The following is a 9,904-nucleotide window of genomic DNA, read 5'->3' on the forward strand; positions in this document are numbered from 1 at the left end:
AGGCAAAAAATAAATGCGTCGTAAATGTTGTTCAGCTCTGGCCTATCGTAGCTAAAGGTTGAGGAGTCGTCAGGCTTTGTATTGTTCCCCGATTTGCTGACGGAATAAACGACGGGCTCTCGACACTGTGATTGCCAGTAAGGGCACTGAGGTCCTGAACCAGTCGCTGGTAGTGCTGGTACAGTGCCGTATTATTCAGGCTTGTTCCTACTGGCCGCTTACTCTCCGACCCAATGTTGTTTTTCTCACCTCCGGCCAGGCTGCACAGGTAATTCACCAGCCGTTGCCCTCTGCGAATGATTTTGTTCAGAAAGGTCACGGCTTCATTCTCTCTCCCGTCACTGTCGTCCATGGCTGACGTACTGTCATTTCTGTTGATCATAGCCATAGGGTTCAGGCTGACTTGTCCACCTTTAAAGTGCAGGCTGGCCAGCACGTCCGGTTTCACCAGTGCCAGTGTCTGGTTGTTGCGGGTATTGATGATCCTGAAGGTTTGGCTATCCAATGGCAGGGAGTGGTTGTTGTGGGTGAGGTTGCTCTGCGCCTGCGGGTTACACTGGCTGAACGCCACCTGTTCCGGGGTCAGGTCGGTAAAGAACAGTGCGGTGCTGTTATCACCCGACAAACGTCGTAAATCCGCCTTAGACCCGGACGACAGTAGAACATAATGCTTGCCACGGCTGTCGATTGTGCGGGCTGGCCTGCACGCCCGCAGGTCATAGACGTCATTGCCAACACCGCCGACCAGCGGGCGGGTCCAGTCTAGGATGGCCTGCCACAGGCTGCTGTTGCCGGGCGTATCCAGCCTCCGGTTGTCACACTGGTCGCCCCGGTTTGCCAGCACTTCTGGCCGTGCTGCGATGTTGCCTGAGGTTCCCAGCAGCAGCAGGTCATGACCGCCCCATCCACGGAGTGACCACTGTCGGGCGTCGGCGCCAAGGTACAGAATATTACTGCGGCTATTGCCCCAGAGTCTCGCTGTCCTGTTACCGACGGCGGACGAGCTGATTACGGAGGGTAGAAACGGCCATGACTGGTAACCGCTGTCGGGTTTCGGCCCGCTCACCTGAACACTGCCCGGCTCCCAGCCCCACTGTCCTGTGCCGGTAATAAACACCTGACGTCTGACGTATGTGGCGTTCAGGGGTTCCAGTGTCAGTTTAATCCCGTCCATCGCCTGGTAGGTGACGATTTTTACGGGTTGGTCCTGCCGGATGTACAGGGGGTTGCTGGCTGTGGCGTTGATGAATCGGAGGCGTTCCTTCCTGACGAGGCTGCTCACCGTGAGTGGCAGGACGACCCCCTGACCTGAGTCCGTCACCCGTGCTGCCAGGTCGGATAATGACAGCTCAAGGTCATTGAACACCAGCGTTGTGGGTTGCAGGAACTGGTCGTGCTGTCTGGCCCAGACCTGCTGAATCTCGATCTCGGCATCGCCGGTGGTAAACCGGTTGGACAGCACCAGGTTCTGACCCCGGCGCCAGACAAGGAAGAGGAAGGCCGATACATTCAGTTCAATGCGGGTTTGTGCCCTGTCGTGCTTGGTGATGCTTTCTTCAGCCAGGCCGGGATGGATGAGGATTCGGGTAAAAAATGACAAGTCTGTCTCACCCAGTTTAATCACGTCGGACCCACCCTGGCCCTCCACCATGATCCCGAACCGCTGTCGGGTACCGTTCCGGACAAAGGCCACCCGATGCTCTTGGTAGTAAGTGTCCAGCCGCAACGCTTCCAGTTTGATCTTGTCGGCTCTGGGGGTTCCTGACAGCAGCAGACCCTCGGCCATCACGGCGACCCTGCCAAAGGTCCCCAGTGATTGGTAACCCTTTTGGGTGACCCGGTACAGCGTCTGGTTGTTCCGGTTATAAACGACCGTGCTCGTTGACGGAGGGAGCGAGAACTTCCGGACGCTGCCAATCACTTGCTGAACGCCGTGCTCCTTGCCAGGCAAACCGAACAACAGTCTTTGTTTACGGGAACTCTGGCCCTGGTAATCCATCCAGGCTACCTGGGTTGGGGAATAGCCAGGGCGCAGCGTGAGGGCGATCAGTTCGGTGTCAGCCTTCTGGCGTATGCCCGCTGGCAGAGATCCCATGGCCTGGTTAAAATCTTGCCGGGTCCAGTAGACCAGGCCGCCGGTGGTGTTTCTGGGTCCCATCAGGCTGAGGTCCAGCGCCACCAGGGCCAGATGCTCCCGGTTAGCCAGGTATTGGGCCGTCGGTGTCTGGATGCGCCACGCCCGGGCACCCTGTTCCCAGTGGTGGCTACCCCTCAAGTCGATACGCTTAGCCATGTAACGGCAGGGAACGGAGATTTGGTCATCGAACTCACTGGGCACCCCGGTCAGCGAAGCGGCGGCGGCCTCACCACAAAAGGGATGGCCTTTGGCGCCCTGATCAGGCTGTCGGAAAAACTCGAAAGCCTCCTCTTTGCGAGTGTCCGACAGGGCGAGCAGTTGGCCGTCGTCGTTCACCATGACTTCAAACTGGTCACGGGTGTTGGCTGCCAGCAGGGTGTCGCTGTCCAGGTAGTACCAGACGTCCAGTTGCCTGATCGCGCTGAACAGGGGGTGGTCGATGATTGCGGTGATGGGTCTCAGCGGCACCAGCCCCACCTTGGCCGAGAACCCCTCCCGGGCCCCTTTCAGCCGGTCTCGCAGCAAACTCTTGAGCTCACGGATGAAAAAACGGGCACTGGCGGTGGTCCAGGTTGTACCGGGGTGTTCTATGGTCAGTTTGGCGAAGATCAGGTTGACTACCTTGCCCAGGTTCAGGCTGTCCACCATCAGGCCAGACTGGGGGGTGAACTGGTGCACACTCAGGGTATCGTTCGACTTGGCGACGATCTGCCCGGTGGCTTCCACCTGCCAGTTCTTAAAAGGTCCTGACTCCACCGACAGGTTTTCGCTGACCACCCGGGTGTTATCCCAGGCCTTGTCCGGTATCCACAGCCGGTAGCCACCGTTGGTATCGGCCAGGAGGCTGCCGGAGTGCGCCTGCACATGCCTGAAGACGCCGACGCTGGCTATCTTTGCCTTTACTTTTGCCTTTTCCAGCGCTTGCTTCTCGCCTGCAGGGCGGATCAAATGGAAACCGGAGTTCAGCCGCTGGATGCCACCGGGGCGATTCACGTCGGTGCTGAAGTAATACAGTTTGCCGGAGTGCCGACTGAACAAAATGTAGTAAACAGTCTGGCCCCGAACCACCACCTTGTGGACCGGCAGGTGCTCTTCACGCAGTGCCCTCCGGACACGCTCATTGATCGTCCGTAAACGGCTTCCGTCGTTTCTATTGTTTGGCATGTCGCCATCCAGCAGGCTGCTCAGGAAGGTAATATAGGTTCGGGTGGCGTCGTCATAAAAACCGGTCCTAAGAAGATGACGCCTGTCGTAGCTATCGACATCCTGCAAGGGAATCAGCCCATGGTCGGATGTCGTTGTGTCAGATGCCACTGCAGGTGGGGTAGGGGGTACACTGAGCTGGCCATCCAGGGTTTCTGCCGCAATCACCTGGTGAGCCAGCTGACCGGACGGGCTGGCCGTCAACAGGTAATAATAGGGGGCATCAAATACCAGCAATTGTGACTCATCTTTGTTCGGCACTATCTTTGAGACATGGCGGCCAAACGAGCGGGCATTCAACTCATCGAAGTGCCTGATTTCCCGGGTCAGTGCCTCTTTATTCTGAAATAACACCTGGCCGTTGGCGGAGTCAAAAAAATAGTAGCCGGTAGCCGGGTTTCCCTGGACCGGTTGCAGCTGGACCGGTTGCAGCTCGGCACTGGCAGCAATGAGCCGGATTACCTGACGGTTAAGGGTGTCGTACCAGAGTCGGATACGGTCTAATTGATTCCGGTTCGCTTCCGCCAATCCCAGCCTGTCAGGGAAGCAGCGGTAAGGTTTACTGAGATACTCATTGGCCTGTCGGTCACAGTCCTGCTTGTGTTGCAGCCAGGCCGGGTTCTGCTCGACCCGCGAGGGCCGATCGGGTCCCATAGGTGGCGGGTCAAAGGCACTGTTCATCGCCCATGGGTTCGGTTTTTCGGGCGCCAGCCAGATTGTGAGCCACTGCTCCGGCGCTCCGGCCATACAGCGTGCACGGATCTGAGGTGAGAAGTCGCAGTCTTTCAGCTCCAGCGGCAGGAACCGGCTGGCCGCATTGTAACGGCTCATGATTCTGTTCAGTTTCGACGCCCTTGATGGCCCGTCATTCAGTCCGCTATTGTCGTACAAGCGTTGAATCACTTTTTGATCCAGCAGCCGCCACTCAAACTGTGCGTTGGGATCCCGGGCCACTACTTTATACGAGGAAGCCTGTTCATACCAGGAGTGTGGTCTTGGTTCAGGAAATCGGAAAAGGGTCTCACCCAGCTTGAAGTCCCGGTTATCTTCATAGGACAGGCTCACCCAGGACCGACAGTTTTGTACCTGGTCATCCCGCTCAGTAATGCAGGCATAGGGGAGCTTGCCGTCGTAGTTCAACACCCAGGTAGAGGCCGTCTGCCCCTGGGGGTGAAGGTGGATAGTGTGTTTACCGTTGGATATCAGGGCGTAGGTTTTGTTGGCCCCTTCAGGACTATACACGTCATACTTCAGAAGTCGGGAGAATGTCGATGAGACCTCGCGAAAGAGGACGACGTGATCCTTGTTATCGAGATACAGTCTGCTGGTTGACTGACGGTATTTCAAACTGTCGGTATGGGTGAACATCTGGCCAAGGTATTTATAGTCGTAGCTGATGTCATCACATGAGCCAAGCCCGTCGCACTCGGTATACCGGGTGTCTTTCACTTTTTTCTGGTATAACCGTTTCAGCTTGCTGTCGCTGACAGCATCCAGAAGTTTCGCACCGGGGGAACTGTTGTCTGGCGCACTCCCTGGATCGCGCTGGTCAAAGGGAGAGTAGAGGAGCTTGACCTCCCACGGGGGTACAGAAGGCATGAAAATGACCTTTTTATCGCTCATCTGCCCCAGGTTGCGGAATACCCCGTCTGAGCATTGATACCCGGTTAAACGCGACTCCGTCCGGCACAATGTCGCCAGGGCATCGTCGATCAGGTTAAAGGTGTCAGGGGAGTATTCGATCCGGTTGATGTCGCTGGCGCAGTGCCGTAAAGGAGCCTTAGGTACATAGGGTATCTTCTCACAGTTTTTCTGTTTCCAGTTGTCTTTTTTCCCGGCGATTAAGGTGGGCTTGAATGAATAGACGCCACCGTAGGTCAGGGTCTGGTTCACCAGGTTGATAGACCGGATGTTCAGGGTCAGGAGACTTTTGCCATCCCCGCTCATCAAGGCATTGAGGGTCTGCTTGTTGGCCAGGAAGCTTTTGGGGTCCAGCTGGGCGTGGATCAGGTCAAAGATTTTGGCAGCCTCACCCGAGGCATCCTGCAACTTTTTGTAGGCCAGCTTTTCTAACTTCCTTTTATAGTTCTCCTGAAAAATACCCCTGACGTAGTGCATGATCCCGTCAATAAATGCCCCGACTGGCCCGAGGAACTCTGAAATGACGGAGACATAGGTATCCACCCACTCAAAGGTCACCATGGATTCCATGAGTTTCTTGACTTCCGGGTCCTCTTCGTTCTCGTACTCAATGAGGGTCAGGGTGAGACTGGCTCCCGGCACGGCGAGACCCAGTATGGGCACAAAACGACCGACTTTTTTACCCAGCCTGCCGACTTTTTTCAGACCGCCGGGCAACTTGCCCGACCCGGGAATATCGGGTAGCTTTGGTGGTTTCTGACCGGGGGGCAATGACGACCGGATGGCCGGGATGATTGTCTTGATCCCCTGTCGCCCGAGATTGATGATCTCAATCCCTTGCAATGCCACAGCCGTATAAAAAAGCGTCTGGCGCCCGGTATAAATCTGCTGTTGGGTGTCCGTCATATTCTGAGACGGGGGATTTTTGTAATGGTGTCCCACAGGGGAAAGCCCTGCTATCAGGTCGTAAAGGCCTATAAAAGACCTGAGCTTTTCCAGTCCGTTGGTGGAAGATTTTTTTCCTTTGACCCGGAATCCCTGACGACCCGTCCCCTGGAGAAAGCTCCGGAAGCGATCAAAGGCACCGGAGGTAAAGCGGATGTTCTTACGGGTCAGGGTATCGGGTTCCATAAAGTCCATGCGCCAGCCACGGCCATCCCGACGGAGGGTATCCAGTTGGGGAACCATGCTGTCGGCGAGTGAGTGCCGGGCTTTAATGTCCCCCAGGGCGGTGTCAAACTCCAGCAGCCGCTGCCTGAATTCGGCTCGTTCAGAGGCCACACCTGAGAGGCTGTCTTTAGTCCGGAGCGGCACCGGAACCGAAAGGTGGCTGGGCGGCAAATAGCGGAGCGGGGGATTTGAATCCGATGGCCGGGGCGACCTCAGCACAGTCTTTTCGCCAGGAAGCAGGCGGTACTCCGGTTGTCCGGTGCCGGGTGAGCGCAGCACAAGGCTTTCAATCGCCGGGCGGTCCTTCGGCATCAGATGCTGGATATCTTTCACCAGTCGTTTGAAAACCTGGGGGCTGCCACTTCTGGGTTCGACAATCAGCTTGCCCACCAGGGGTTTGCCATGGGTGGGCGAGCGGGTCATAAAGGTTTTCAGGGCGTTCAGGGCTGTGATTCCGCGGGACTGGTTGCTGCTGGCAAGATCGCTGACGGTCAGGGTGGCGATGTAGCGGTCCGGGGTAAAGTCGACCAGTGTCTCCAAAGCATGGGCAATCAGTCTGGCTGGCCGACCGAGAACGGTGACGCGGTTGCCGTCTCCCCCGGCGATGGCCGACTGAACCCGGCCATCGGGTGTGAGCAGCGCATAACCGGCAGCGGGGGTAGCTTTCAGCAACAGGGGCTGACCACTCAGGGTCCCGTCTTTTATCTGCTGTTGCGCGCGGGTAAACGAATCTTCGTTCAGGGCAATGACCGAGTGCATGCCCCGGGTGTCAGCTAATGCGTCCTTGGCTTCGAGGCGACGAAACCGGGTGAAAAAATTTTGCAGCCAGCGCTCACCTTCGTTGGTGGGTTTGATCAGGGCAATATCGGTTTTTTTACCTTTGTTGTCTTTTTTGCCATCAAGATTGAGTTGGGTTTTGGGGCCGGAAAGTAACCAGAGCGCATACGCCAACTCTTTGCGTCGAGCGTCGCAGCTGCCGGTATTGGCCGCTCTTCGGCGCCGGTCACAATACAGCGGCAACTCACCTGAGAGAAGATTGAAGTTGGGGAATTCATTTTTGTATATTGCCCTAAGCATGGCAGCCCCCTCTTTAGTGAGGGGATTGAATTTGAAGATATCGAATGAATAGGTCTCTGCCTTTCTTTTGAAGGTTTTGAAGGCCTCGACCTTCTCTTCTTCACCCTGATATTGGTTCATTTCCTGCCGAAGCTGGGTGATGTAGTTGAACTCGGGGAAACGCCTTTCATAGCGGTCAAGCCATTCGGTGTAGGAGGAAGATTCCTTCGCCATGTCGATTGTGTCTTGCAAACGACGCGTTTCTCTCGAATTCGGATGGAAAAAAGCAACTTTTTCAGGGGTCGAGTCTTTGTCTAATCCGAAAAAAATCGCATCTTTGAACTGAGAGGCAAATGAGTATTGTTCAGCATCTCTTCTATAATCGACCTCATTGTGGACGGTGGAAGTGGGTACCCTGTTTTCCGGTCTGGCAGAGGCAGAGGCAGAGGCAGAGGCAGAACCATCCTGCTGCCTGTCACCGGCATACATTTTTTCGACCAGGGCTTCGGCTGCCTCCTTTCCGGGTCTGGGGTCGCCCGAATCCTGCGAATCCTCAACGACTATGGATTCGAACAACTGATCTGCAAACATGGATTCGCGAGTGTCAAGGCCGGTTGTGGGATAAAACTCATTATCAGGGTCAAGCGAGCTCAACCCGAACTTGGCTATATACGTAACGGTGTCGTCTTTATTCCGGGTAAAAACAATACGGTTGAGTTCAGAATCGGGCGCATCTCTCGAGGTTGACGGCCTGTCAGGATCATCACCGGTGGTTTGCCGTGGAACGCCTGCGGATAAGTATCCCCGAACTGCAACAGCTGAATTTGCATAGATACCTTCTTTAGCCAGCCCCCTCAGGACTTCAGGTATAACATAATCTCTCTGACCAGCATCCAAGACACCCTCAACACCTGGAATGTCTTGTGCGGAGTTATCAAAAGAGAATGCTATGTTTTGTATGGTGGTATCCTTGGGGATCACTTCAATTAAAGCTGATAATAGCTTTTTCACTAAGAATCGGGAGTTGATGTGATTAACGGCACTCGACTCGGTACTAGAGAAATCAAGACTTCCAGTGATGAAGACTTTAGTGTCTACGCCAATATTTTTGAATGATTCTCCTGCCATCACTCTAAGTGCTTGCTTTTGCACTGCATCAGATTCAACAAATTCGTACAAAACAGCGCTGCCATCTTGAGTGCGTAACTTATTATAAAGTTCGTAAGACTTTCTCAAAGATTCTTCCCTATTCTCTGGAATCTTAAAAACATTAATCATTATTAACTTTTTGTATGGTCGCTTGCGCTCAAATTCTGGCAGGTCAAAATCATTGTCATAAGAATTCATGTAATAGAAGGGATTGTACTCTAAGAAATTTTGATCATAATTAACTGTGGTCCTTACTCCGGATTGGCTATTTTTTAATCTTTCAAAAGCGTCATAACCTATTTTAGCGAGAATCCTGTGTTCAAAATCCCCATTATGATATGAAAGCTCTGTTAACATCATTGCAACTTTATCGACGTCATCGCTAGAGATATAGAATGCTTTCAAAGCCTCCTGTAACTTTGGTATACGCTCTTGCTTGCTTATTTCATTTTTTTTAAGATTTTCTAAAACCCTGTGGAAATATATGGTTTCTTCCATTATTTGTCCGATCAAGCGGTTATTTGGGGCAGCTTCGAACATTATTGGCTTGATTGAATCACTAAGGTATGAAGCTCTAGGCCGGCCTCTAGCTATAGTTTTACCGAAAAATATTTTATGAAAGGTAACTTTCGATAGTACACGATCACTTAGTTTTTTAAATAGTTTGTCAATACTGGTTTCTTTTACGACTCTTTGAATTCGATCGGAGTCTACTTTTGGCAGTTGTAGGTGTACCTTAAAATAAGGTCCAGGATCAGGAATAATTCCACTTTCAAACATTTTTATCAGAATAGCACGCACCTTAACTCTTTCTATCTCCTCCGTGTAAATAGGCTTACCGCTGCTTCTCGGTATAAGATTTTTCGAAACACCCCCTTTTTTAAAGGTCTCATCGTCCAGTGGTGGTAACAGTCCTTGATCAATATATACCCCTCCATCAGAGAATTGATGAGAAAACCCTATAGCTCTTTCGGCTATCACAGTTTTTTTAAGGCTTAAGGTGTACTTGATATATTCACTGTGTGTTTTTTCAAATTCAAACTCTAATTCGTTAACAGAAACCGTGCCAATTTCATTTCGGATTTGATTTAACAGATCGTTGGTTTTATTCCATTGGGTGGTAAACGACATCTTTACACTGTCTGAAAAATGGGATTTCATGATATCCAATCCTTCTACATCACCGTCCTCCCCCATAAAAGTATCGATTTTTTGCCAGATGCTATGCCTCAACCGCGCAATATCAATGGGATAATCTGTTTCAATAGTTTGATGTATTCTCTCAGAAAACAGCAACGAATATAGAATTCTTTTGTATCTCAAAGCTTTGGGAGACCATACATGGATTGTATGGTCCGGGTTCAAGCTGGCCCATATTTTTAGCCAAATAAACTCCCAACCTTCGACAGGACCGACAATAGCAACATGAACATCCTTGGGTACAGCTGGCATGATAACACCTCATGGATTGATCTAGATGGCTTTCAGAAGGGTTGTGATATCAGAACGGTTGTGATACTTGTCTTTTCACCGGCGTGGTCGGAGGAC

1 protein-coding gene is annotated in these 9,904 nt (G+C 52.7%); it reads right to left on the bottom strand.

Annotated elements, in window-relative coordinates; all coding sequences use genetic code 11:
- Positions 1 to 31 precede the first annotated feature (31 nt).
- Entirely contained in the window at positions 32 to 9,808 is a 9,777-nt protein-coding gene (locus ACOMG9_RS08605) for a hypothetical protein (RefSeq protein WP_494530086.1), read from the bottom strand.
- Positions 9,809 to 9,904 lie beyond the last annotated feature (96 nt).

The organism is Endozoicomonas sp. PH6C, assembly GCF_059322965.1.